A 24,224-nucleotide genomic window follows, 5' to 3' on the forward strand; every position below is an offset into this window, starting at 1 on the left:
GCTTCGTATCGGGGTGCGGGGGAGGTGTGGGTGCCTCGTTCGTTGGGTGCGCTGGCTGCGGTTGCGCAGGTAACCCGTAAAGCCCCTCAACGAAACTCAGCCGACCCCCGAGATCGCGCCGGTTTCTTCACGCCTGGTTCGCTCGGCCCCCGGGGCCGGGTGAATCAGGCGGGAAGAGACCGGCTTGAAGGCGATCTCGGCGCCCCGGCGGAGCCGGGGCAATTGAACACTGCGATCTCGGTGCCCTGGCGGAGCCGGGGCAATTGAACACTGCGATCTCGGCGCCTCGGCGGAGCCGAGGCAATTAACGGGGCGGGCGGTCCCGGACCACGCAGGTCAGCCTCGCGGTGCAGGTGCGGCGGCCTTCGTCGTCGGTCAGGACGATTTCCGACGTGATGGTGCCGCGGCCGACGTGCAGCGGGGTCGCGACTCCGGTCACGGTGCCGGAGCGGACCGCGCGGTGGTGGGTGCAGGACAGTTCCAGGCCCATCGCGGCGCGTTCCGGGCCCGCGTTGAGCGCGGCGAGCACCGAGCCCAGCGCTTCGGCGACGGTGGCGTTCGCGCCGCCGTGCAGGAGCCCGTAGGGCTGGAGGTTGCCTTCGACGGGGATCGTGCCGACGACCCGCTCGGGAGTCATCTCGACGAGCTTCAGCCCGATCTTGTCGTTCAGCTGCTGTCCTGCGGCCGCGGGGTCGACGCCCCCGAACTGGCCCGGCGTGATTTCCGCCGTCTGCTCGGTCACTCTCTGCTCCTCAACCGTATGCGACACGCAAGAGTGTCAGACCCTCACCCTAGACTCGCCCCCGTGAGCCCGACCGAGAACCGAACCGTTGCCAACGCCACAGGCGCCGCCGCCGCCGCGCACGACCGCCCCCGGCTGCTGCTGATCGACGGCCATTCGATGGCCTACCGCGCCTTCTTCGCCCTGCCCGCGGAGAATTTCCGCACGAAGACCGGGCAGGTCACCAACGCGGTCTTCGGCTTCACCTCGATGCTCATCAACCTGCTGCGCGACGAGAAGCCGACGCATCTCGCCGTGGCGTTCGACCTGTCGCGCAAGACGTTCCGGTCGGAGACGTACGCCGACTACAAGGCCAACCGCAGCACCACGCCGGACGAGTTCCGCGGCCAGGTCGACCTGGTCAAAGAGGTGCTCGACGTGCTCGGCATCCCTTCGCTGACGAAGGAGAACTACGAGGCCGACGACGTCATCGCCACGCTCACCACGCAGGCGGGCGACGACTACGACGTCCTGATCTGCACCGGCGACCGCGACGCGTTGCAGCTCGTCACCGACCGGGTGACCGTTTTGTACCCGAAGCGGGGCGTCTCCGACCTCGTGCGGTTCACGCCGGACGCGGTGGAGGAGAAATACGGCCTCACGCCGACCCAGTACCCGGACTTCGCGGCCCTGCGCGGCGACCCGTCGGACAACCTGCCCGGCATCCCCGGCGTGGGGGAGAAGACGGCGGCCAAGTGGATCCGGCAGTTCGGCACGCTGGCTGACCTGATCGACCGGGTCGACGAGGTCAAGGGCAAGGTCGGCGACGCGCTGCGCGAGCACCTCTTCTCGGTCCAGCTCAACCGCCAGCTCACCGAACTGGTCCGCGACGTGCCGCTGGAGTCCGCGCCGGACCAGCTGGAACTGCGCCCGTGGAATCGCGAGGCGGTGCACCGGCTCTTCGACGAGCTGGAGTTCCGCGTTCTGCGCGACCGGCTTTTCGAAACCCTGACCAGCGCCGAACCGGAGGCCGACGAGGGCTTCGAGGTGTCCGGCTCCGCGCTCGCGCCGGGCGCGCTCGGCGCGTGGCTCGAAGCGCACGCCGGTGCGGCCGAACCGGTCGCGCTGTCGTTCCGGACGACCGGCTCGTCGGTCCGTTCCGATCTCAAGGCGGTCGCCTTCGCGACGGCGGACGGCGAGGGCGCGTACATCGACGTCACCGCGATGGACGAGGCAGACGACCGGGCGCTGTCGGCCTGGCTGGCGGACCCGAAGATCCGCAAGATCGGCCACGACCTGAAGGTGCCGCTGCACGCGGTGCGCGCCCGCGGCTGGACGTTCGGCGGGCTCAGCATGGACACCGCGCTGGCGGCGTACCTCGCCCGGCCGGGACAGCGCACGTTCGGGCTGGACGACCTGGCCCTGCGTTACCTGCACCGCGAGCTGCGCTCGGAAGCAGGCGACGGCGACGGCCAGCTGTCGCTGCTCGACGGCGGCGCGGACGAGCTGGAGCAGAAGGAAATCTCCGCCGAGCTGGTGAAGGCCCGCGCGGTCTTCGAGCTGGCCGGCGCGCTCGCCACCGAGCTGGAGGAGCTCGGCGGCGCGAAGCTGCTGGCCGAGCTGGAACTGCCGCTGCTCGAAGTGATCACCGAACTGGAGGCGGCGGGCATCGCGGTCGACGTCGACCAGCTCACCGAGCTGGAGGCGCACTATCTCAGCCGGGTCACGCAGGCCGCGGAATCCGCGTACGAGGTGATCGGCAAGCAGATCAACCTCGGTTCGCCGAAGCAGCTGCAGGTGGTGCTGTTCGACGAGCTGGGCATGCCGAAGACCAAGCGCACCAAGACCGGCTACACCACCGACGCGGACGCGCTGCAGTCGCTGTTCGAGAAGACCGAGCACCCGTTCCTGCAGCACATGCTGGAACACCGCGACGCGACGCGGCTGCGCACCACGGTCGAGGGCCTGATCAAGTCGGTCGCCGACGACGGGCGCATCCACACCACGCTGCAGCAGACGATCGCGGCCACCGGACGGCTGTCGTCGATCGAGCCGAACCTGCAGAACATCCCGGTGCGCACCGAGGAAGGCAGGCGCATCCGCGACGCGTTCGTGGTCGGCGACGGCTACGCCGAGCTGATGACCGCGGACTACAGCCAGATCGAAATGCGGATCATGGCGCACCTGTCGAAGGACGAGGGTCTCATCGAGGCCTTCAACAGCGGCGAGGACCTGCACACGTTCGTCGCGTCGCGCGCGTTTTCCGTGCCCGCCGCGGAAATCACGCCGGAACAGCGCTACCGCGTCAAGGCGATGTCGTACGGGCTGGCGTACGGATTGTCGGCGTATGGCCTGTCGCAGCAGCTGAAGATCTCGACGGAAGACGCGAAAGAGCAGATGGAGGCGTACTTCGCGCGGTTCGGCGGGGTGCGCGACTACCTCCAGTCGGTCGTCGGCGAGGCCGCGAAGCGCGGGTACACCGAGACGATCTTCGGCCGCCGCCGCTACCTGCCGGACTTGAACAGCGACAACCGGCAGCGCCGCGAAATGGCCGAGCGGATGGCGCTGAACGCCCCGATCCAGGGCAGCGCGGCCGACATCATCAAGGTGGCGATGCTGAACGTGCACCGCGCCCTCGCCGAAGCAGGCGCCCGCAGCCGCGTGCTGCTGCAGGTCCACGACGAACTGGTCCTGGAAATCGCCGACGGCGAGCGCGCGGACGTCGAGAAACTGGTCCGCGAAGGCATGGGCTCGGCCGCCGAACTGACAGTGCCGCTGGAAGTGTCAGTCGGCTACGGGCGTTCGTGGAACGAGGCCGCACACTGAGCTGAGAAACCCGGCCCGGGGTCGCCGACCGGCCCCGGGCCAGAGGATTGCGCGGGTATCGCACTCGGACCAAGATCGGCGGCCTGTCCGTTAGGCCGGACACGAGTCAGCGGCGTGCGCACCCGGATCCGGCGGGCCGGTCGCGGGTCCGCGGTGCCCTCGACGTACTCGGAGCGTGCACCGAAAGCGCGAAGCGCGGCCTTCACCAGATCGAGGAGAAGACCCGCATCGAAGCCCACTGGCTGGTACGCGCGCGGTAGAACAAGTCTTGCCGCCGACCTCCAGCAGACAAGCTCCTCAGGAAACCAGTCCGCTTCGACGCCCCCGACCTCCTGCCGAAGACCACAACCGAAACCCTCCCAAGACGGCCGGAAGACACCCACAAAGGCATCCCGCGCGCAGAATGGCTCAACGTCCCTTGTGGACAGTTAACGCGATCGCGCACCCCGCCAATCCACAACCGACGCACCCAACAATCCAGGCACCCAGCCCCCGCCCTGCACCCCGATACGAAGCCTTCCCTGCGGTCTGAGGGTGGTTGTCAAGGCATCTTTCCCGCCTTGACAACCACCCTCAGACCGTCAGCACAATCAGCTTCGGGGTGCCCGCCTCCCCCGAGGACAAGGCGCAATGTCGCCGCCAGGCGACGAGCCGACCCCGAACGAGACACCACGACGAGCCGACACCCTCGACGAGCCGACACCCCCGACGACCCGACACCCCCGACGAGCCGACACCCCCGACGAGCCGACACCCGACGACACCCCAACGAGTCAAGATTCACCCGCCCAGTCAGCGGTACCCCCGCTCCCGAGCCCGCACCTAGCGTCATATGCGCAGAGGTAGATCGAAGCGGAAGGACCGAGCATGATCAAGCGCCTGTTCCAGACCGTCCTGCGGCACGGATGCTGCTCCGCCTGCACCGGCAAGGGCTGCGGCTGCTGCGCCAACTGCCACTAGCCGCGTCGCATCCGACCCAGGGGCCCGGCACCGGAGCCGGGCCCCCTCACGTCACCTCTTCAGCCCGCGGATCAGCACCATCACCGACTCCAGCACGTCGGCCCGGGACCGCGCCGGATGAAAGACCTGCCAGTCCAGCGCCACCACCAGCATCGTCCCGAACAGCCCCGCCGCAGCCGTGGCGATGTCCAGCCCGGGGGGCAACCGGCCCGCCGCGTCCAGCCGTTCCAGCTGCGCCTTCACCACCGCGATCAGTTCCTCCCGCAGCAACGCCAGCGTGTCGTGCCACCGCCCCGGCGTATGCCACAACTCGCTGACCACGATCTGCGAAAACCCCGGGTGCTCCGCGATGAACTCCAGCGTCGTGTCCACCTGGGCTTCGATCACCGCCAGCGGATCGTCGTCCGTCCCGGCCGCGCGCAGCCGCCCGGCGAGCAGATCCACGCCGAACCGGAGCAGTGCGTCGACGAGCCCGTCCTTGGAACCGAAGTTGTAGTAGACGGTCCCCTTGGCGACCCCGGCCTCGGCCGCGATGTCGTCGACCGTCAGCCCGACGAGGCCGCGGCTGGCCGAAAGCCGCAGGGTGGCCTCGAAGAGCTTCCGTTTGGTCGCCTCTCTCACAGGCTCAGCTCGGGCTTGAGCGCCGAGACCGACCACACTCGGTGTTTGCGCGCCGCGAGAGTGGACAGCAGGATCCCTCCGACGAGGTACGCCGCCAGCACCCCGATGTCACCGAGGATCTGCATCGACGCGCCGGTGTACAGCAGGTGCCGGAATCCGTCGATGGCATAGCCCATGGGCAGCACTATGTGCAGCGGATAGAGCGCGTCCGGGATCGTCTGCCAGGGGAACGTGCCGCCCGCGCTCACCAGCTGCAGCACCAGCAGCACGAGCCCGAGGAACTTGCCGACCGCGCCGAAGAGCGCGTTCAGCGCGTGCACGATCGACGTGAAGGCCAGCGACACCAGACACGCGAAGCCGATCGCGCCCAGCGGATGCGCCACGTGGATGCCGACCAGCCAGGTCACCGCGGCGAACAGCACGATCACCTGCCCCAGCCCCAGCACGGCCGAGGACATCCAGCCGCCGAGCGCGACCCGCAGCGGCGACGCGCCGGCGGTGAGCGCGCGCGTCGACAGCGGGCGGATCAGCAGGAACAGCACGAACGCGCCGATCCAGGTGGCCAGCGAAATGAAGAACGGCGCGAGCCCGGCGCCGTAGGTGCCCGCCGACGCGACCCCGTTCGACGTGACCGCGACCGGGTCGGCGATCGTGTTCGCCGTGGCGGTCCGGGTCGGGTCGTCCGGGTTCGGGATCTGCTTCAGCCCGGCGGCCAGTCCGTCGCGGAGCTTCGCCGAACCGTCGGCGAGCTGGTCGGTTCCGGTGACCGCCGTCTTCTCGCCGTCGTTGAGCTTCGCCGAACCGTCGCGCAGCTGGTTCGCTCCGTCGGACGCCTGCGCGATCCCGTTGGCCAGCTGCGGCGAGGCCGAAGCCAGCTGGTGCGCCCCGTCGGACACCTGCCGTGCGCCGCTGGCCAGCTTCTGCACGTCGCCGTTGGCGGATTGGATCTTCCCGTTCGCGTCGTTGACCGGGGTGCGCAGCTGATCGAGGCGGGACAGGATGTCGTTCACCTGGCTGTCGGAGAGCCCGGCGTCGTGCAGCTGGGTGTTCAGCTGGGCGCGGTAGCTGTCGAGACGGCCCTGCAGATCGCCGGACGCGGAAGCGGCCACCGACGCGGCGTCCGCGATCTTCTGGTTGCCGTCGGCCACCTGGCCGGCCCCGTCGGCGAGCTTCTGGGTCTGGCTCGGCAGCTGCGCGGTGCTCGATTTCAGCGTGCCGAGCCCGGTGGCGAGGCTGGCCGACCCGGACGCGAGCTGGCTCGCCCCGTCGGCCAGCTGATGCTGCCCGGTCTGGAGTTTCGCCGCCCCGTCGGCGAGCTTCGTCGCGCCGTCGGTCGCTTCGGAGATCTTGCCGTAGATGGTGGAGAAGCCGACGAGGAACTTGTCCGCGGCCTCGCTGCCCACCTTCTCCGCGATCGTCTTGCGGACCTGGTCGGCCACCTGTTTCGCGATGGTGCCGGCCAGATAGTTGTTGGCGTCGTTGGTGGTGAGCGTGATGGTCGCCTGCTGCGGCTCGAAATTGCCGGACGACAGCAGCGCCTTCGAGAAGTCGTGCGGGATGCCGATGGCGAACGAGTACTTGTCGTCCCGCACGCCGTCCCGAGCGTCCTTTTCGGACACCTGATGCCACTGGAAGGTGCCGGACTTCACCAGTTCGTCGGTGACCTCGCGGCCGACGTTGCGTTCGGCGCCGCTGGAGTCCTTCGCGCCCGCGTCCTCGGTGAACACCGCGGCGGGCAGCTTGTCGAGCCGGCCGTACGGATCGTAGTTCGCGTAGAGGTAGAACGACGCGTACAGCAGCGGCACCATCACGAGCGCGAACATGGCGAGCTTCGGCAGCGTCCCGGTGGACAGCCTGCGCAGCTCGTTGCCCGCGATCCGGAACGCGTTCAGTCCGCCGGCCCGCTTGTGGGGGGTGGTCATGCCCGGTCTCCCTCGGAGTTCTCGGTTTCGGCGGTCAGTTCGGCGGTTTCCGGGAGCTGCTGGGTCTGCTCGGCTTCCGCGGGTTCCGGCGGGGCGTACAGCCGGACCGGGTCCGGTTGCTCGACCTCGCCGACCTTGGCGGGCGGGCAGGGGAGTGCCGACTCCGGCGTCGTCGCGGCCAGCACGGCCACCGCGAACCCGCGGGCGGCGTGCTCCCTCGCGACCGCGGCCCAGAGCTCGACGTCGCTGGTGTGCCGGTCGGGCACGTCGAGGACGAGCACGCGCACGCCCTCGCGTTCAGCGGCCAGCGCGGTGAGCAACCGGATGCGCAACGCGGGCTCGAGGTTCTCGAACCGGCTGTCGGCGTACGGAGCAGCGTCGTGCTGGGAGAGCCAAGCTGTGACAGCGTCCTTGCTGGAAGGACGGTGTGCGAGCGCCAGCTCCTCGCCGGTCACGACACGCAGCGGCAAGGCCTCGTCGGGTTCGCTGACCCCCGGCGAGTCCACCACGGCGACGAGCCGCCGCAGGTCGCCCTCCGGATCGGCGGTCACGGTGCCGGTGGTCGGCTTCAGCCGTCCGGCGAGCGCCAGCGCCAGCGCGGTGATGCCTACGCCCGGTTCGCCGTGCACGACGGTGAGGCAGCCCTCCTCGACGGTGAGCGAAGTCGGCGGCAACAAGGGGCCGTGGGGACCCTTCAGGGACACCCGGTCGGCACGGACCTGCACAGGACACACTCCACGGATTTGAACTGACCAGTCAGTTCAAAAGCTAGACCTGACGCGGGGCGGTCGGCAAGGCGGCTCGCCGCACGTCACACCAAAGAGCGGCCCGTTCAGCGCAAGGCCCACGCGGGGTGCGCCTCCCAGGACGTCCACAGCGGCCGGTAGCCCTGCCGGTGCCAGAACACCGACGACAGGGGATTGGTCGGGTTGTAGTAGAGGTAGGTGCCGGTCGCGCCCTGGTTCAGCAGTTCGCGGTGCGCGCGGGCCATCAGCGCGCGGCCGATCCCGCGGCCGCGGCTGGCCGGGGCGGTGACGACGTTGTTCACGTACCCCCAGCGTCCGGTCGGGAGCAGTTCGGCGGCTTCGTTCCCGGGTGCGGATTCCACCCAGTCGCATTGCGCGAGCGCGGCGACTTCGCCGTCGGCCTCGGCGAGCCAGGTCGCCTTCTCGCCGAGCGCGCGCCGCAGCGCCGGTCCGAGCAGTTCCGCGGTCTGCTCGCGTTTCCGGTGCGCCACAAGGCCGGTGTAGTCGAACGTCGCCGTGCACAACGCCAGCGCCGCGGGGTAGTCGTCCGGCCCGGCGAGGCGGATCGACGCGTCCGCGGCGATTTCTTCCGGTGCGACGGCGAGCCGAACGGCCAATGCGGACAACGGAACCAGCCCGTGGTCGAGAAAAGCCCGGATGGCTTCGGCGTCGCGGCTCGGCCAGGTGATGACGCACGCCGAGTCCGCGCCAGGCGTTTCAGTGTCCACTTGGGACCGCAGCGCGCCGAGCAGCGCGTCGAACGCTTCGGTGCCCGCCGTCTCCGGATCCGGGAACAGCTGCCACACCTCGGCCGCCGACCACAGCAGGGGAGCGTCGCCCGGACCGTGCCGGTAGCGCTGGAGCATCGCGGACACCTGCGCGCCGGACGCGGTCACCGCGCGCAGCCGGTCGCCGCTCGCGAGCGGGACGGGCGGCGGCAGGAGCGGGTCGAGTTCGGCGAATCGGCCTGCGGAGCTCACCGGCGCAGCGTAGCCGGTCAGTCGCGGCGCGTGCGGAAAATCGCGGTGCCGGGGAACAGCCTGCCGCGCAGCGGGCTCCACTGGCCCCAGGTGCGCGTGTGGCCCGGCGGCCATTCCGGCTCGACGAGGTCCTCCAGCGCGAAGCCCGCGGCGGCGAGCGCGCGCACGTAGTCGCCGAGCGTGCGGTGGTATTCGACGTAAGTCGCCGTGCCGTCGTCGTCCACTTCGACGTACGGCGTGCGGTCGAAGTACGGCTGGGTCGCGGTGAGTCCCTGCGGTCCGGGATCGTCCGGGAAGATCCACCGCATCGGGTGGGTCACCGAGAAGACCCACGGCGCGCCCGGGCGCAGCACCCGGCGCACTTCGCCGAACACAGTCTCCAGCGACGGAACGAAGGGGAGCGCGCCGAACGCGGAGCACGCGATGTCGAAACTGGCCGCGGCGAACGGCAGCCGCTCGGCGTTCGCCTGCACGAGGGGGACCGTCGCGCCGGTGCGGGCGTTCCCCTCGCGGGCGTGCCGGAGCATGCCGCCGGACAGGTCGGTGGCGACGGGCTCGGCTCCGGCGGACGCGAGCCAGCGCGAGCACGCGGCCTGCCCGCACCCGACTTCGAGCACTCGCTTGCCGCGCACGTCGCCGAGCAGGCGCGCGTCCTCCTCGCGCACGCCCTCCGGGCACCAGACGAAATCGGCGTCGCCGAGGAATCCGCCGTGGGCAGCCTGGTAATCGTCGGCATCCGCGTCCCACCAGGCCAGATTCGCCGCTTCCGCCTCGTTCCGGCCGACCTCGCGGTGCGCGACGCCGACGGTGCCGAGCCGTTCTTCGGCGCTCGCGCGGCGGTCGCCGGACAGGGCCGCCGGGGCCGCTGCGGGCTCGGGCATGCCGGTCTCCTCTCCCGGTGGCGCCGGCTGGGCGCGGGGAATGCCCGGACCGGCGGAAACGTTGTCCGGAAGGTACCGGGAGCCGAGGGCGACCCTGATTGTGTCCCCCGGAGGGGCCCGCGTACGATACGTGTTAGCGCAGTGGGGTTCGCGCTGCCTGGGTGACTACCCACCGGGGCCGCGCATCGTCAGCGGGTCATGCCGCGGTCGTTCACTGGTGGAACGTTTGGTCGCCGGACGTTTGAGCAGGGTCGCCGCATGCCATGACTGCGGGGCCCGCCGCGTGCACCGCCGGTAGCCAACTTCACATCCACCTACGACACCCATCCACCGGAGCAACCCGCCTAATGACCACCGACACCGCCACCGCCCCGACCGCCCCGACCGGGGCCCCGCAGGTCGCCATCAACGACATCGGGTCGGAGGAAGACTTCCTCGCGGCTATCGACAAGACGATCAAGTACTTCAACGATGGGGACATCGTCGAAGGCACCATCGTCAAGGTCGACCGCGACGAGGTCCTGCTCGACATCGGGTACAAGACCGAGGGCGTCATCCCCTCGCGCGAGCTGTCCATCAAGCACGATGTCGACCCGGCAGAGGTTGTCGCCGTCGGCGACGAGGTCGAAGCCCTCGTCCTCCAGAAGGAGGACAAGGAAGGCCGGCTGATCCTGTCCAAGAAGCGCGCGCAGTACGAGCGCGCCTGGGGCACGATCGAGGAGCTCAAGGAGAAGGACGAGCCCGTCAAGGGCACCGTCATCGAGGTCGTCAAGGGCGGCCTCATCCTGGACATCGGCCTGCGCGGCTTCCTGCCCGCGTCGCTGGTCGAGATGCGCCGCGTGCGCGACCTGCAGCCCTACGTCGGCCGCGAGCTCGAGGCGAAGATCATCGAGCTGGACAAGAACCGCAACAACGTGGTCCTGTCCCGCCGCGCCTACCTGGAGCAGACCCAGTCCGAGGTGCGCAGCGAGTTCCTCAACGCGCTCGCCAAGGGCCAGGTCCGCAAGGGCGTCGTGTCCTCCATCGTCAACTTCGGCGCCTTCGTGGACCTGGGCGGCGTCGACGGCCTGGTGCACGTCTCCGAGCTGTCGTGGAAGCACATCGACCACCCGTCCGAGGTCGTCGAGGTCGGCCAGGAGGTCACGGTCGAGGTCCTGGACGTCGACATGGACCGCGAGCGCGTCTCGCTGTCGCTGAAGGCGACCCAGGAAGACCCGTGGCGCCAGTTCGCCCGCACCCACGCGATCGGCCAGATCGTGCCGGGCAAGGTCACCAAGCTCGTCCCGTTCGGCGCGTTCGTCCGCGTCGAGGAGGGCATCGAGGGCCTGGTGCACATCTCCGAGCTGGCCGAGCGCCACGTGGAGATCCCGGAGCAGGTCGTCCAGGTCAACGGCGACGTCATGGTCAAGGTCATCGACATCGACCTCGAGCGCCGTCGCATCTCGCTGTCGCTGAAGCAGGCGAACGAGGGCGTCACGCCGGAGACCGAGTTCGACCCCACCCAGTACGGCATGGCCGCCGAGTACGACGCCGAGGGGAACTACATCTACCCCGAGGGCTTCGACCCGGACACGCAGGAGTGGCAGGAAGGCTTCGACAAGCAGCGCGAGGAGTGGGAGCGGCAGTACGCCGAGGCCCACACCCGCTACGAGCAGCACATGGCCCAGGTCAAGAAGGCCGCCGAGGCCGACGCCGAAGCCGCTGCCGACGCCGCCACCGGCATCGAGGGCGGGGACCAGAGCTACACCTCGTCCGCTCCGGTCGAGGCGAAGAGCGGCGGCACGCTCGCCAGCGACGAGCAGCTCGCGGCCCTGCGCGAGAAGCTGTCGGGCGGCGCGTGAGCGTCTGACTCGCTGAGTCTCTGACAAGATCGGCCCCGGTCCACACGGACCGGGGCCGATCTGTTTTCTCAAGCGGCAGGGGTCGCGAGCCGGTTTCTCCGGTGCTGCGCGCCCCGGTCAGTTGCGCAGGCCCAGCCCGTCGATGGTCGCGCGGACGCCGCGGCGGTACATCATTTCGTGCGCGGATTCGTCCGCGCCGAGGAACCAGTCGTCGAGCGGGCTTTGCGAGCGGATCGTCAGTTCGACGCTGACCAGGCCGTGCATCGACGTCCAGAGCAGGTAGCCGCATTCCTCCGCGACGACGCCCCGCGGGCAGACCCGGTCGATCTTGGCGACGAACTCGGCGAAACTCGTGCGCAGCACTCCCGACCGCAACGCCGGGTCCGGGTCGTAGTCGTGCACCGAACGCTCGAACATCAGGCCGTAGCGAGCCGGGCTCTCCAGGGCGAACCGGCGATAGGCGAGCGCGACCTCGACCAGATCGGCGATCCCGTCGCCGTCGGACTGCGGAACCGCGCGCAGGTCCTCGCCCAGCAGGTCGAAAGCCCGTTCGTACAACGCGTCCAGCAGGCCGGTGCGGCCGCCGAAGCGCGTATACACGGTGATCGTGGACGCCCCGGCCTGTTCCGCTACCGCCCGCACGGTCAATCCGGCGACGCCGCGCTCGGAGAGGACGGTCAGCGCCGCATCGAGGAACCGGCCGCGGTTGTGCTGCTCCGCCGGCCGTGTCGAGAGATGCCGGGTGGCCATCTCCCACCCCCTTTGCCCGTGCTCCGCGGGAAGCGCGTCCGCGTCTCGCAAGCAGAAGATACGATATTCACGGCTTCTTGGGAACGTCGTTCCGGTGCGCCCGGACCGTCCACAAGCGACCGCCCGCACTGAGCAGGTCTTCCCCGAGCAGAAGGAATCCGTTCTCATGACCCAGCCGGAACCCGGCACTGTCGTCGTCACCGATGCCGGGAGCGGCCGCTACACCCAGCGCGTCACGACCGCGGGCCACGAATTCCTCGCCGACGAACCGGAGAGCGTGGGCGGCGCGGACGCCGGTCCCACGCCGTACGACCTGTTGCTGTCCGCGCTCGGCACCTGCACCTCGATGACGCTGCGGATGTACGCCGACCGCAAGGGAATCCCGCTGACCCGCACGACCGTCCGGCTCCGGCACGACCGCGTCCACGCCCGCGACTGCGAGCGCTGCGAAACCGAAGTCGGGATGATCAGCCGGATCACCCGGGAGATCTCGCTGGAAGGCGACCTAGACGACGCTCAGCGCGCGCGGCTGCTGGAGATCGCGGACAAATGCCCGGTGCACCGCACGCTGAGCCACGAGATCGCGATCGAAACCCGGGAGGCCTGAACCGGGCCGGGTGGCGGCGTGCGGAGGCGGACCGCGGAAGGTCAGGCGCGTTCCAGCGAAACCGAAGGCACCCAGGCGTGTTCCAGGGCGGCTTCCCGGGCGCGGCGGCGGAGACCGGCCAGGCTGTGCTTCGCGGGCACGAGCAGCGCGCTGAACCACGTGCGCCGGTACTCCGCGAGTGCTTCCGAGACCTGGCGATAGGCGACGCAGTGCACCAGGCCCGGGGTGCCGAGCCGGTGCTTCCCGACGTGCTTCTCCGCCATTGTTCCTCCGTGTGGGCGACCCTTCCGCCGCGCACGGTACGCACTCGACCCGCGAAAACAGCGCAGGCGCGCGGCGTGTCACCCACATCAGTTCGGCTACGCCCGAAAATGTGCTTGCGTTTACGCGGAGGGTGTGCGGGTACCTGTGCGCTTGCACGTGCAGGGCCCCCGGTGTCGCCTGAGCGGGTGACGACGGTGCTCGTTAAGGTGTGGCCATGCTGCGAGTGGGCCTGACGGGCGGGATCGGTGCGGGGAAGTCGACGGTGGCGAACCGGCTGGCCGAACACGGAGCTGTCGTGATCGATTCGGACCGCATCGCGCGCGAGGTCGTGGAGCCCGGCACGCCCGGGCTGGCGGCATTGACCGAGGCGTTCGGCGAGGAAATCCTCGCCGAGGACGGTTCGCTCGACCGGCCCGCGCTCGCCGCGCGCGCGTTCGCCGACGACGAATCGCGCAAGCGGCTGAACTCGATCGTGCATCCGCTGGTGGGGCAGCGCACCGGCGAGCTGATGGCCGCGGCCGCGGACGACGCGGTGGTGGTGCACGATGTGCCGCTGCTCGTGGAGAACGACCTGGCGCCCGCGTATCACCTCGTCCTGGTGGTCGACGCGCCGGTGGAGGTGCGGGTGCGGCGGCTCGTCGAGGTGCGCGGCATGCCCGAGGCCGACGCGCGGGCGCGGATCCGCGCGCAGGCGGCGGAGGAACAGCGTCGCGCCGTCGCGGACGTCTGGCTTGACAACGGCGGCACCCCGGACGTCGTGCTCGCCGAAGTGGACGCGTTGTGGGCGGACCGGCTGGTGCCGTTCGAGGCGAACCTCCGGCTCCGCAAACCGCGTCCGCCGGCCTCGCCGGTGATCTCGCCGTACGACACGAGCTGGCCGCTGCAGGCCGAACGCCGGCTCGCGCGGCTGCGGCAGATCGCGGGTTCGCGGCTGGTGCGCGCGGACCACATCGGGTCCACCGCGGTGCCCGGGCTGCCCGCCAAGGACGTCCTCGACCTCCAGCTCACAGTGTCCTCTTTGGACGATGCGGACGCGCTCGCCGAGGCTCTCGCCGACGCCGGTTTCCCGCGCCGCGAAGGCGAATGGTGGGACGATCCGCAGGACGGTGACGGGAAGTGGCTCAAGCGGTTCCACCAGAGCGCGGACCCGAAGCGGCCGGTGAACCTGCACGTCCGGTCCACCGAAACCCCGGCGTGGCGGCTCGCGCTGCTGTTCCGCGACTGGATCCGCGCGCACCCGGAAGAGCGCGACAGCTACGCCGCGGTGAAGGAAGAGCTGGCGCGCAAGCATTCCGCGGACGGCACGGTCGAGCAGTACGCGGAGGAGAAGCAGGGCTGGGTCAACGCGGCGTTCGTGCGCGCGGAGAAGTGGGCCGGAGAAAGCGGCTGGAAACCCTGATCCGGAAAACCAGGTGCGGTCCCGTCGGGCGCGGGGTTACCGTTCGCGGCATGAAGCGCGCCCAGTCCACGACGACGCCGGATCCCGTCCCGGCGCGCTGAAGAATGCCATCGAGCCCGGGGCGAGCGCCCCGGGCTCGTCTGTGCGCTCGCCTCGCCTTCCGTGAGGAGACCGCCATGCCTGACCACCGCAAACTCGGCCGGGAACTCGGCCTGTTCGGCAGCGACCCGCTGATCGGGGCCGGACTGCCGTCTCTGCTGCCCGACGGCGCCGCCGTGCGGCACGTGCTGGAGGAGTACGTCCGCGAGGTCGAACGCCGCGCCGGCTACCGGCACGTGTCGTCGCCGGTGCTGGGGAAACGCGAGCTGTACGAGCTTTCCGGCCACTGGGCGCATTACCGCGACGACATGTTCCCGCCGATGGATCTCGGCGGCGAGCAGGTCGTGCTGCGGCCGAGCCTGTGCCCGCACCACGCGCTGATCTACCGTTCCCGCGCCCGCAGCCACCGCGAACTGCCGCTGCGGCTGGCCGAACTCGGCGGGATGTACCGGGCCGAACTGTCCGGCGTCCTCGGCGGGCTCAGCCGGGTGCGGGCGATCCAGTTGAACGACGCGCACATTTTCTGTCGTCCCGAGCAGGTCGGCGCGGAGGTGCGGGGTGCGCTCGCGCTGATCCGCGGCGTGTGCGGCGATCTTGGCCTGAAACCGGCGCGGTACCGCCTTTCCTTGCCGGACAACCGCGGCAAGTACGCCGGTGCGGCCGAAGCGTGGGAGCGTGCGGCTGACGTGCTCGTCAACGCGCTCGACGGCCTCGAGTACGAACGCGGTCCGGGCAAAGCCGCGTTCTACGGCCCGAAGATCGATGTCCAGATCGCCGACAGTTCCGGCCGCGAGTCGAGCCTGTCCACCGTGCAGATCGACCTCCACCAGCCGGAGCAGTTCGGGCTCGAGTACATCGGACCCGACGGCCGCGCGCACCGGCCGGTGCTGGTGCATCGCGCGGTGCTCGGCAGCCTGGAACGGGTGCTGGCACAGCTGATCGAGGAACACGGCGGCGCGTTCCCGCCGTGGCTGGCCCCGGTGCAGGTGGCGGTGCTTCCGGTGGGCGATGGGGAACTTCCGGCCGCGTCGGCGGTGGCGGAGCAGGCCATGGACGCCGGGCTGCGCGCCGAGGTCGTCCCGGCGGACCGGGGCAGCCTGGGCGCTCGCATCCGCGACCGGCGGTTCGTGCCGTACCAGGCGGTGATCGGTTCGCGAGAGGCTGCTGCGGACTCGGTTGCGCCCCGGCTCCGGGACGGTCGCAGGCTGGATCCCTTGCCTGCCAAGGAATTCGTGGCCGCGGTCGCCGCACAGGCTGGATCGCGTTCCGGCGCTCTGTGGAGCTGAAAGCGCCCCAAGGCCACCTTGGGGCGCTCGCTGAGCCGGAGTTATGACCCGAGCAAGCCGCGTTCGAAAGCCACTGCCACCGCGGCCGCGCGGTCCTTCACGCCGAGCTTCGCGTACGCGTGCAGCAGGTGCGTCTTCACCGTCGCCTCGCTGATGAACAGCTTCTTCGCCGCTTCCTTGTTCGTCGACCCGCGCGCGACGAGGTTCAGCACCTCGATCTCCCGCTGCGACAACGGTTCCTGGGCCGGCGCGCGCATCTGGCCCAGAATCCGGCTCGCGACGGCGGGGGAGAGGACCGCCTCGCCGCGGGCGGCGGCGCGGACGGCGCGGAACAGTTCCTCGCGCGGCGAATCCTTCAGCAGGTAGCCGGTCGCGCCCGCCTCGATCGCGGGCAGCACGTCGGAATCCGTGTCGTACGTGGTCAGCACGAGCACGCGCGCCGGGTTGCCGAGGCGGGCGAGTTCGGTGATCGCGGCGACGCCGTCGGTGCCGGGCATCCGCAAGTCCATCAGCACGACGTCCGGCTTCAACGCCTCGGCGAGCGTGACCGCCTCGGCTCCGTGCGCGGCCTCGCCCAGCACCTCGAAGCCGCGCTCGCCGGTGAAGATGCCGCGCAGTCCGTCGCGGACGATCGGGTGGTCGTCGGCGATGAGCAGCGTGATGGTCATGAGGCCCCCTCGGTCGGATCCAGTGTCGCAGCCGGGATCGCGGGCAGGCGCGCCGAGAGCGCCGTGCCGCCGCCCGGCTCGGACTCGACGTGCAGGGTGCCGGCGAGCCGTTCCGCGCGCCGTCGCATGCCGGGGATGCCGTGCCCGCCTTCCGCCGACGGCGGGCTGGGCGGGTCGGCCGGGCCGAAGCCGACGCCGTCGTCTCGCGCGTCGAGCGTCACCTCGCCGCCCATGTACGACAGGGTGATCCCGGCCCGGCTGGCCCGCGCGTGTTTGGCCACATTGGACAGTGCTTCCTGGGTGATCCGCAGCAGGGTGGCCTCCAGCTCCGGATGCAGCGGGACGGCGGTCCCGGTGGTCGAGAACTCCGCGGGCACGCCGGTGCGTTCGCTCCACAGCCGGACGACCTCGGAGAGCGCTTCGGGCAGCGTCGCGGCTTCGAGCGGTTCCGGGTGCAGCGCGGCGACCGAACGTCGGGCGGCGGTGAGGTTTTCCCGGGCCAGCTGGGTCGCCGCGGCGAGGTGGCGTTCCCATTCCGCCGCGTCGTCGCGGGCCTGCGCGGCGGCTTCGAGCTGGGTGATGATCCCGGTGAACCCCTGCGCGAGCGTGTCGTGGATTTCCTGGCTCAGCCGCTGCCGCTCGTCGAGCACGCCCGCCTCGCGCGCCTGCGTGAGCAGCTGGCGCTGGAGCCCGCGGTTTTCCGCCTCGGCCGCGGCCAGGCGCTCTAGTGCTCGTTTGCGTTCCTGGTTCTGCCTGCCCACCGCGGCGAAGAGCGCGCCGCCACCGCCGATCGCCGTGGTCTGCACGACCACCACCGTGCCCCAGATCCCCGGCGACACCGACAGCGCGTGGATCGGCCCGCCGAGCGTCATGGTGTTGATCAGCAGCGAGGTGATGCCGACGCCGAGCACCGCGACCGGCATCGGCTTCATCCGCATCGCCGCGAAGAACCCGTAGATCATGAAGATGACGAAGTAGGTCTCGCGGGACTGGAGAATCGCGCCGAAGGTGACCACCCCGGCGAACAACGCGGCCGCGGCCACCGGGTGGTCGCGCAGTTTCACACTCAGCGCGACGGTCGTCAGCCCCAACCACACCGCCGCGCCGGCGGCGAGCAGCAGAGTGGTGTTCCGGGCACCGGCGGTCTCGTCGCCGCTCAGCGCGCTCAGCAGGGTCGGGACGAGCAGCAGGATCCACGCGACCGTGGTTTCGATCCAGGTGAACCATCGGTGCCAGCGCACCGGCGGATCGTCCGGGTCGGGGGTGGCCGGCGGCAGCAGCGAACCCCGCCAGTCGAGTTTGACGTCCCGGACGTCCTCGAGTCTCACGCCTTGAGGTCCTTGAGCTGGGGCCAGATCTCGGCCCAGCTGCCGATGCGGCCGTCGAGCAGCCAGATCGGCATGTGCTGACTGGCATTCGGGACGCCGAGGCGGTTGTCGACCTCGCCGACGACGCGCGCGGACCGGAAGTGCGCCGCCAGCTTCGCCGGTTCGCGGCCGACGAACAGCACGGTGTCGGCGTTGTCGTTCGGGCGCCCGAAGTACCAGAATCCGCGGCTGGCGCTGTACGCCTCGGGCAAGCCCTGATCGGGCCCGTACCGGTCGAGCGCGCCGGCCTGCCAGTACCCGCCGGTGACGAGGGCGGTGCGCGTCCGTTCCTCCGGCGGCAACGCGCGGTACTGCGTGGCGACGGACGCGGCCAGGTCCGGCCAGCCGTACTCCTCCACCGCGTACGCCGGCCGCGGCGCGGTCGGATGCTCGACCAGCCACTGCACCGGCCACACCGGGAGTGCGTAGGGGAGGCTGTAGAGCGCGGAGAGGACGAACATCGGCCACGTCGGCACCCAGCGCCACCACAACGCGGGCCGCCGGTCCTGCAGATGCACCGCGGCGGCTGCCCACAACACGCCGAAAGTGCCCGCGGCGTAATAGAACCGGCCGTTGCCGATCAGGAAGATCGCGAAGACGCCGATCGCGGTCCAGCCGAGGAACCGGTACTCGCGCAGCCGAGCGCTGCCGAGCAGCACGGCCAGTCCGTACAGCACGCCCAGCGCACCGATGACCAGACCGGCTCCGGCGAGCAGCGCGGGCACGAACATCGCCCGGCCCCCCGCTTCCTCGACCTCGCGCGAGACCGCGTCGCCCATGCCGAGCTGCGGCCAGCCGTTCGCGGCTTGCCAGAGCAAGGTCGGTACGCACGCGACAGCGGCGATCGCCGCGCCAGCCCACAGTTTCGGGCGGCGCACCAGGTCTCGCGGTCCGAACACGAGCGAGGTGAGCGCGGTGACCGCCCAGAATCCGCCGAGCAGGAACTTCACGTTCAGCCCGACCGCCGTCGCGACGCCGAGCCACAGCAGCAGGTTGTCGTCCCGGGTGCGGATCCAGCGCACCAGCAGCCACAGCACGATCGTCCACAGCAGAGGGTCCACAGTGGACGTCGCGAGGTAGTGGCCGCTGCCGACGAACTGCCCGCAGATCGCGTACGCCGCGGCGGCGCGGGTCTGCGCCTTGCGTTCGCCGCCCATTTCGCGGGCGATGAGCGCGGTGAAGACCACGCCCGCGGCGGTCGCGAGGATCGCCGGGATCCGGAACGCGACGAGCGAGCCCGGCGCGAGCGAATTCGCCAGCCAGGCGAGGAACGGCAGCACCGGCGGCTGGTCCACGTAGCCCCAGGCGAGGTGTTTGCCCGCGGCGAGGAAGTACAGCTCGTCGCCGAAGTAGCCGTAGCGGCCGGCGGTGGCGAGGAGTACGGCGGCGGTGCCCGCGGCGAGCAGGAAGACCGGCCGCCGAGCGAACTCGGCGAGCGCGCGGTCGGGCGTGCTCGGTGCGGTGGCCGTGGTCACGGCGTCCATCCTGCTCCCTGTCGGCAATCGGGGGGCTGGCCTCGCCCGGCACCCTACGGGCGAGGCCTGGCGCCGCCGTACTGCGGGTGCCGCCGGTCAGGCTCCGGTGTTCGCCAGCTCGGGCCAGATTTCCGGCCACGGCTGCCGCCTCGCGGTGGCCAGCCACATCGGAGTGCCGTCGAGCACACTCGGCTTCGCGTCCCCGGTCGTCACCGTGCCGATCGGCTCCAGATGGGCGAAGTGCCCGAGCAGCGGCCGGGGATCGGCCCCGACGAACAGCACGTCGCGGGCCGAATCGGGCGGAACGACCAGCGGCGCGTACCCGCGGTTGGGGCTGGCCGGCTCGGGCAGGCCCAGAGCCGGGCCGTAGCGGTCGAGCGCGCTCGCCGTCCAGTAGCTCTCGCCCACGATCGCGGTGTGCGCCGGGTCGGGCAGGCGACGGAACGCCTTGGCGACCGACTGCGCCCCTTCCGGCCAGCCGACCTCAGCGAACGAGAAGGCCGGTGTCGGCAGTGCCGGGTTCCTGGCGAGCCAGGAATGCGGCCACACTGGCAGCGCGGCGGGCAGCATCAGCAGCGCGGACAGCACGTAGACCGGCCACGTCGGGATCCAGCGCCACCACCGTGACGCCTGTCCGTTCTCGAGTTCCACCGCCGCGACCGCCCAGCACGGCGCGAACATGCCCGCGATGTAGTACGACCGGCCGTTCACCGCGATGAAGACCGCCGCGAGCGCGAGCGTGGTCCAGGCGAGGAAGCGGTAGGACCGCAGCCGGGGCGAACGCAGCAGCCGCCACAGGCCGTAACCGAGCAGCACGACCCCGACCGGGACGCCCGCGAGCAGCAGCACCTGCGGGAGCCAGGACAGCCGTCCGCCCCAGGTTTCGCCGACCTCGTTCGAGATCGCCGCGCCCATGCTGAGCTGCGGCCAGCCGTGCCGCGCCTGCCACACGAGCGTCGGGACCAGCGCCAGCGCGGCGATCGCGGAGCCGGCCCACAGCAGCGGACGGCGCAGCAGTTCGCGCGGACCGCAGATCAGCAGCGCGATCCCGGCGACGATCCAGAAGCCGCCGATCAGGAACTTCACGTACAACGCGAGTGCGGTGACGACTCCGGCCCACAACAGCAGACCGTCGCGCCGGGTGCGGATCCAGCGGACCACCAGCCAGAGCAGGACGGTCCAGAGGAACGGGTCGAGGGTCGACGTCGCCAGGTAGTGGCCGCTGGCGACGAACTGCGTGCAGGCGGCGAAGGTCGCGGCGGTGATCGCCTGTGCGCGGGTGCGGCCGCCGAGTTCGCGGGCGATGAGCGCCGCGAACACGACGCCGGCGAGCATCGCCAGCATCGCCGGGATCCGCAGGACGAACAGCGAACCGGGTGCGATCGTGTCCATCGCGCGGGCGAGCAGCGGCAGCAGCGGCGGCTGGTCCACGTAACCCCAGGCGAGATGCCGTCCGGCGGCGAGGAAGTACAGCTCGTCGCCGAAGTATCCGTAGCTGTTCGCGGTGAGCGCCAACGGCACCGCGAGCAACGCGGCGATGCCGACCACGGGCTTCCGGGCGAACGGCGCGACCGAGCGGGACGTCGTGGTTTCTTCCTGTGTCGTGGTCATCGCGATCACTCCCACCGGAAGAATCGGGCGGCGAGCGTCGAACACACGACGGCGACCACCGCGAGCGCCACGAGCGGGAGCCACTGCGGCGCGTGTCCGGCCGCGGTCTCGCGCAGGCTGCCGAGCGTCGCGCCGAGCGGCAGGACGTCGGCGACGTGCTGCAACACTGGCGGGAGCTGTTCTTTCGGCACCCACACGCCGCCGAGCGCGAGCATCGGGAAGAACACGGCCGCGCCGATCCCGTTCGCCGCGCGGCTGCTCGGCACGAAGGCGGCGAGCAGGGTGCCCACCGAGAACAGCGATACCGCGCCGAGCACTGCGACCGCGAGGAACCCGCCCGGGTTCTTCGGCAGAGCCATGCCGAGCGCGATCGTGCCCACCCCCACGACGAGCACGATCGCGACAGCCGCGACGGCGAGGTTCACCAGCAGTTGCGCGGCCAGCAGCCGCGACGGCGGCATTGGGCTCGCCGCCAGCCGCTTCAGCACCCCCTTCTCCCGATGCGCGGCCATCGCGCCGGGCAGCATGTACACCGCGAGAATCCCGAGCAGGAGTGCTACCGCCATCGGCGCGATGAGAGTGGCCAGGGTCGTCTGGCCGCCGAGCTCGGGGCTCGGTTCGCGCGACCCCGGCATCAGCCCGAACACCAGCAGCAACGCCAGCGGGACCCCGAGCACCACGGCGGGCGCGCCCGGATCGCGCAGGAACACCTTCGCCTCGGCGACGGTGAGCTTCGACAGCATTTCCGGTTCCCCTCAGTCCAGTTTCCGGCCGGTCAGCGCGACGAAGGCGTCGTCGAGGCTGGCCTGGTCCACCCGCAGATCGCCCGCCACGACGTCGGCCCGAGCGAGGAACGACGTCACCGCCTGCAGTGCGCCGGAGCCCCCGGTCACCACCAGGTGCGCGCCGTTCCGCTCGGCGGTGAGCACGCCCGGGAGCCCGGTCAGCTCCCCCGGATCGACCGGCGCGGACGGGCGAAACCGGATGCGCTGCTCCCCGCCGACCCGCCCGACCAGCCCCGCCGGGGTGTCGATCGCGACGACGCGCCCGGCGTCGATCACCGCGATCCGGTCGCACAGCCGTTCCGCTTCCTCCATGAAGTGCGTGACGAGCACGACCGTCACGCCCTCCGCGCGGACGGCTTCGACGAGGTCCCAGGTGTCGCGGCGGGCCTGCGGGTCGAGACCGGTGGTCAGCTCGTCGAGCACCACCACCTCAGGGCTGCCGATCAGCGCGAGCGCGATCGACACGCGCTGCTGCTGGCCGCCGGAAAGCTTGCGGTAGAAGGTGTTCCGCTGCTCGGTGAGCCCGAGCAGCCCCATCAGCCGTGCGGGATCGGCCGGCGTGCGGTACATCGCGGCGAACAGGTCGAGCACCTCCGCGACGCGCAGTCGGTCGGGCAGCCGGCTTTCCTGAAGCTGGACGCCGAGGCTCTGGCGCAGTTCGCGGACGTCGCGCCGCGGGTCGAGCCCGAGCACCGAAACGGTGCCGCCGTCGGGGGAGCGCAGGCCCTCGACGCATTCCACCGTGGTGGTCTTGCCCGCGCCGTTGGGTCCCAGGATCCCGAAGATCTCGCCTTGCTCCACGGTGAACGAAACGTCTTCGACCGCCGTCTTCCGGCGATAGCGTTTATGGAGGTTCCGCACCTCGATGACCGGCATGGGCTGGGAGTCCCCTCTCGAATCGCAGCGGTTGCTGCCTTCGAGAATTCCGGCTGGAGGGGCCGATCGGATCAGCGGAACGGCGCGACTTCCGATCCACCGGCGGTAAGCCGCGCATCCACCGATCGGTGGATGCGGAAGTAGATCATCGGGTTGTCGCGGCCGGTGTGCACGACGGCGTCGAGGCCGAGCTCGCGCCTCAGTTCGTTGAGGCAAGCGTACGCGTGTTTCGCCCGGGCACGCGCCGCCGTGAAGTACGGAGTCCGCGTTTTTTCCAGCCAGCGCACCACTTCGGTGCCTTCGGTGAACGGCAGCGGGGTGGCGCGATGGAACACGTCGTGCACGCTCACCGCGGCGTCGATGTTCGGGAAGACGTCGGAGAGGTACCACCTCGCGAAGCGCGCGCCGTGATCAGCGTCGATGAAGAGATAGTCCACATCGGACAGCCAATCGCCGGCGAGGGTGCGCGCGTCGCCCTGGCGGAACTCCCAGCGGCCCTTGGCCAGCGTGTGCGGAACGGTGGTGGTGGCGTTCCCGATGAGGTCGACCGTGGTCAGGCTGCCGGTGCCGTTGTCCGCGAGCGCGCGCAGGATCCAGCTCGTGGACCAGCCGTGCAGCGAACCGATCTCCACGACTTTGTCCGGGCGAAGGTGCCGCAAGAGCAGGTAGGTGGTCTCCGCCTCGACGTCGTCCAGTTGCGTCTTCATCGTCGGATGCGCGCGGCGGTGCGCACGCTGGGCGTCCTTCGCGGCGCGCAATGCTTCGGCGTGCTCGCGATAGAGCGAGCAGACGAGATCGAGCGTCACCTGGTGTGCGGTTCGTTCCATGCCGCTGATCGTGGCCGGGCGAGCCGCCCCGGGTAATCCGGCTGACCGCCGGGCGGGGGTGGGGAATTCCCCCGTTCCCGGTTAGGGATGCCTGCGCCAGCCGAGTGTCATGTCCTTTGTGGACAGCCAGGCGTCCAGGTCGTAGCCGTGCGCGGCGAGGCCCTCGACGGCAGCGTAGGCGACTTCGAGCGCGTATTCGCCTTCCTTCTCCGACAGCAGGTTCCCGGCGACGGCGGCGAGCAGTTCGTCGGTGTCGATCACCCGGACCGAGATCTTGTCCTTGAGCACGAGGTCGAGGTAGAGGTCGGTGGCGATCCAGCGCGGTCCGTCGCGGTGCACGCGCACCACGTCGAGGTAGAAGTCCTGGTCGCGCTCGTGGCCGGGGCTGAACCAGAAGTCGGTGATCCGCAGGCCCAGCTCCGGCAGCAGCCAGGACTCGAGGTAGTGGAACTGCGCCCGCCCCGGCGCCGGCCGCGCCAGGTACAGGCCGAACGGCTCCTCGCGGAACTCCTCCACGTCGCGGCGGATGCCCTTGTTGTCGATGTTCACGCGAGCGGCCGGGTCGAACGTCTCGACCTTCGGCGGGTGCAGATCGGTCATCCGCCCATCCTGCCTGCCCGCGCCCTCGGCGAGAATCTCCGAAACGCCGCTTGAGGGCCCGGGCGGCGAGCTAGAGTTCCCGGGTCATTGGGTTCTCTTGGGGGGACACGCG

Annotated in this window: 21 protein-coding genes; 5 read left to right on the forward strand and 16 right to left on the reverse strand. The window is 70.5% G+C overall.

Features of this window, described 5'->3' with window-relative positions; genetic code table 11:
* Nucleotides 1-304: 304 nt before the first annotated feature.
* Entirely contained in the window at nt 305-742 is a 438-nt protein-coding gene (locus tag ATK30_RS36535) for a PaaI family thioesterase (protein WP_101439317.1), read from the reverse strand.
* Between the two features lie 63 nt (nt 743-805).
* On the opposite strand from ATK30_RS36535, the gene polA reads away from it, so the two are divergent.
* Complete coding sequence (gene polA, locus ATK30_RS36540) at nt 806-3,547, forward strand: DNA polymerase I (protein WP_101439318.1); 2,742 nt, start codon at nt 806-808, stop codon at nt 3,545-3,547.
* Between the two features lie 1,011 nt (nt 3,548-4,558).
* Here polA and ATK30_RS36545 read toward each other — a convergent pair.
* The 5 genes from ATK30_RS36545 to ATK30_RS36565 all read right to left on the reverse strand — a co-directional run bounded on the left by ATK30_RS36545 (nt 4,559) and on the right by ATK30_RS36565 (nt 9,657).
* Nucleotides 4,559-5,128 carry a TetR/AcrR family transcriptional regulator gene (locus ATK30_RS36545; protein WP_101439319.1) on the reverse strand — a complete coding sequence of 190 codons (570 nt, stop codon included), beginning with the start codon at nt 5,126-5,128 and terminating at the stop codon, nt 4,559-4,561.
* A complete protein-coding gene (locus ATK30_RS36550) occupies nt 5,125-7,020 on the reverse strand; it encodes a YhgE/Pip domain-containing protein (RefSeq protein WP_101441248.1) in 1,896 nt (631 codons plus the stop codon). Before ATK30_RS36550 ends, ATK30_RS36545 begins: the two co-directional genes overlap by 4 nt.
* A 26-nt stretch (nt 7,021-7,046) precedes the next feature.
* Nucleotides 7,047-7,775 (reverse strand): ATP-binding cassette domain-containing protein, encoded by a 729-nt coding sequence (locus ATK30_RS36555; protein ID WP_101439320.1) that lies wholly within the window; start codon nt 7,773-7,775, stop codon nt 7,047-7,049.
* Nucleotides 7,776-7,882: 107 nt separating this feature from the next.
* Nucleotides 7,883-8,776 (reverse strand): GNAT family N-acetyltransferase, encoded by an 894-nt coding sequence (locus ATK30_RS36560; RefSeq protein WP_244194833.1) that lies wholly within the window; start codon nt 8,774-8,776, stop codon nt 7,883-7,885.
* 17 nt (nt 8,777-8,793) lie between these two features.
* Nucleotides 8,794-9,657, reverse strand: coding sequence for a class I SAM-dependent methyltransferase (locus ATK30_RS36565; RefSeq protein ID WP_101439321.1), 864 nt, complete (start codon nt 9,655-9,657; stop codon nt 8,794-8,796).
* A 347-nt stretch (nt 9,658-10,004) separates the two neighbouring features.
* Between ATK30_RS36565 and rpsA the strand changes: the two genes are divergently transcribed.
* The gene (rpsA, locus tag ATK30_RS36570; protein ID WP_101439322.1) at nt 10,005-11,498 is read left to right on the forward strand and encodes a 30S ribosomal protein S1; all 1,494 of its coding nucleotides are present in this window, start codon (nt 10,005-10,007) and stop codon (nt 11,496-11,498) included.
* A 117-nt stretch (nt 11,499-11,615) separates the two neighbouring features.
* Here the strand turns inward: rpsA and ATK30_RS36575 are convergent, their stop codons facing one another.
* Entirely contained in the window at nt 11,616-12,248 is a 633-nt protein-coding gene (locus ATK30_RS36575; protein WP_101439323.1) for a TetR/AcrR family transcriptional regulator, read from the reverse strand.
* 166 nt (nt 12,249-12,414) lie between these two features.
* Between ATK30_RS36575 and ATK30_RS36580 the strand changes: the two genes are divergently transcribed.
* Nucleotides 12,415-12,855 carry an OsmC family protein gene (locus tag ATK30_RS36580; RefSeq protein WP_101439324.1) on the forward strand — a complete coding sequence of 147 codons (441 nt, stop codon included), beginning with the start codon at nt 12,415-12,417 and terminating at the stop codon, nt 12,853-12,855.
* Nucleotides 12,856-12,896: 41 nt separating this feature from the next.
* Here the strand turns inward: ATK30_RS36580 and ATK30_RS36585 are convergent, their stop codons facing one another.
* Complete coding sequence (locus tag ATK30_RS36585; RefSeq protein ID WP_101439325.1) at nt 12,897-13,118, reverse strand: hypothetical protein; 222 nt, start codon at nt 13,116-13,118, stop codon at nt 12,897-12,899.
* Between the two features lie 215 nt (nt 13,119-13,333).
* On the opposite strand from ATK30_RS36585, the gene coaE reads away from it, so the two are divergent.
* Together coaE and thrS are read left to right on the forward strand one after the other, a co-directional pair.
* A complete protein-coding gene (coaE, locus tag ATK30_RS36590; RefSeq protein ID WP_101439326.1) occupies nt 13,334-14,518 on the forward strand; it encodes a dephospho-CoA kinase in 1,185 nt (394 codons plus the stop codon).
* A gap of 104 nt (nt 14,519-14,622) precedes the next feature.
* Entirely contained in the window at nt 14,623-15,903 is a 1,281-nt protein-coding gene (gene thrS / locus ATK30_RS36595; RefSeq protein WP_101439327.1) for a threonine--tRNA ligase, read from the forward strand.
* Between the two features lie 41 nt (nt 15,904-15,944).
* Here the strand turns inward: thrS and ATK30_RS36600 are convergent, their stop codons facing one another.
* The 8 genes from ATK30_RS36600 to ATK30_RS36635 all read right to left on the reverse strand — a co-directional run bounded on the left by ATK30_RS36600 (nt 15,945) and on the right by ATK30_RS36635 (nt 24,112).
* Nucleotides 15,945-16,571, reverse strand: coding sequence for a response regulator (locus tag ATK30_RS36600; RefSeq protein ID WP_101439328.1), 627 nt, complete (start codon nt 16,569-16,571; stop codon nt 15,945-15,947).
* Nucleotides 16,568-17,899, reverse strand: a complete 1,332-nt coding sequence (locus ATK30_RS36605; RefSeq protein WP_244194835.1) for a sensor histidine kinase — start codon at nt 17,897-17,899, stop codon at nt 16,568-16,570. The genes ATK30_RS36600 and ATK30_RS36605 overlap by 4 nt, the downstream gene beginning before the upstream one ends.
* Nucleotides 17,896-19,413, reverse strand: coding sequence for an ArnT family glycosyltransferase (locus ATK30_RS36610; RefSeq protein WP_463672430.1), 1,518 nt, complete (start codon nt 19,411-19,413; stop codon nt 17,896-17,898). Before ATK30_RS36610 ends, ATK30_RS36605 begins: the two co-directional genes overlap by 4 nt.
* 96 nt (nt 19,414-19,509) lie before the next feature.
* Nucleotides 19,510-21,024, reverse strand: a complete 1,515-nt coding sequence (locus ATK30_RS36615; protein WP_167442061.1) for a glycosyltransferase family 39 protein — start codon at nt 21,022-21,024, stop codon at nt 19,510-19,512.
* A 5-nt stretch (nt 21,025-21,029) separates the two neighbouring features.
* Nucleotides 21,030-21,767: an ABC transporter permease gene (locus tag ATK30_RS36620; RefSeq protein WP_101439331.1), complete on the reverse strand. Its 738-nt coding sequence runs from the start codon at nt 21,765-21,767 to the stop codon at nt 21,030-21,032.
* 12 nt (nt 21,768-21,779) lie between these two features.
* The gene (locus ATK30_RS36625) at nt 21,780-22,685 is read right to left on the reverse strand and encodes an ABC transporter ATP-binding protein (protein WP_101439332.1); all 906 of its coding nucleotides are present in this window, start codon (nt 22,683-22,685) and stop codon (nt 21,780-21,782) included.
* A gap of 71 nt (nt 22,686-22,756) precedes the next feature.
* The gene (locus ATK30_RS36630) at nt 22,757-23,512 is read right to left on the reverse strand and encodes a class I SAM-dependent methyltransferase (protein WP_101439333.1); all 756 of its coding nucleotides are present in this window, start codon (nt 23,510-23,512) and stop codon (nt 22,757-22,759) included.
* Between the two features lie 81 nt (nt 23,513-23,593).
* On the reverse strand, nt 23,594-24,112 hold the full coding sequence (locus ATK30_RS36635; protein WP_101439334.1) for a ribonuclease FAU-1 family protein: 519 nt from the start codon (nt 24,110-24,112) through the stop codon (nt 23,594-23,596).
* Between the last annotated feature and the right edge of the window lie 112 nt (nt 24,113-24,224).

This window comes from Amycolatopsis echigonensis (assembly GCF_002846615.1).
Classification (GTDB): domain Bacteria; phylum Actinomycetota; class Actinomycetes; order Mycobacteriales; family Pseudonocardiaceae; genus Amycolatopsis; species Amycolatopsis echigonensis.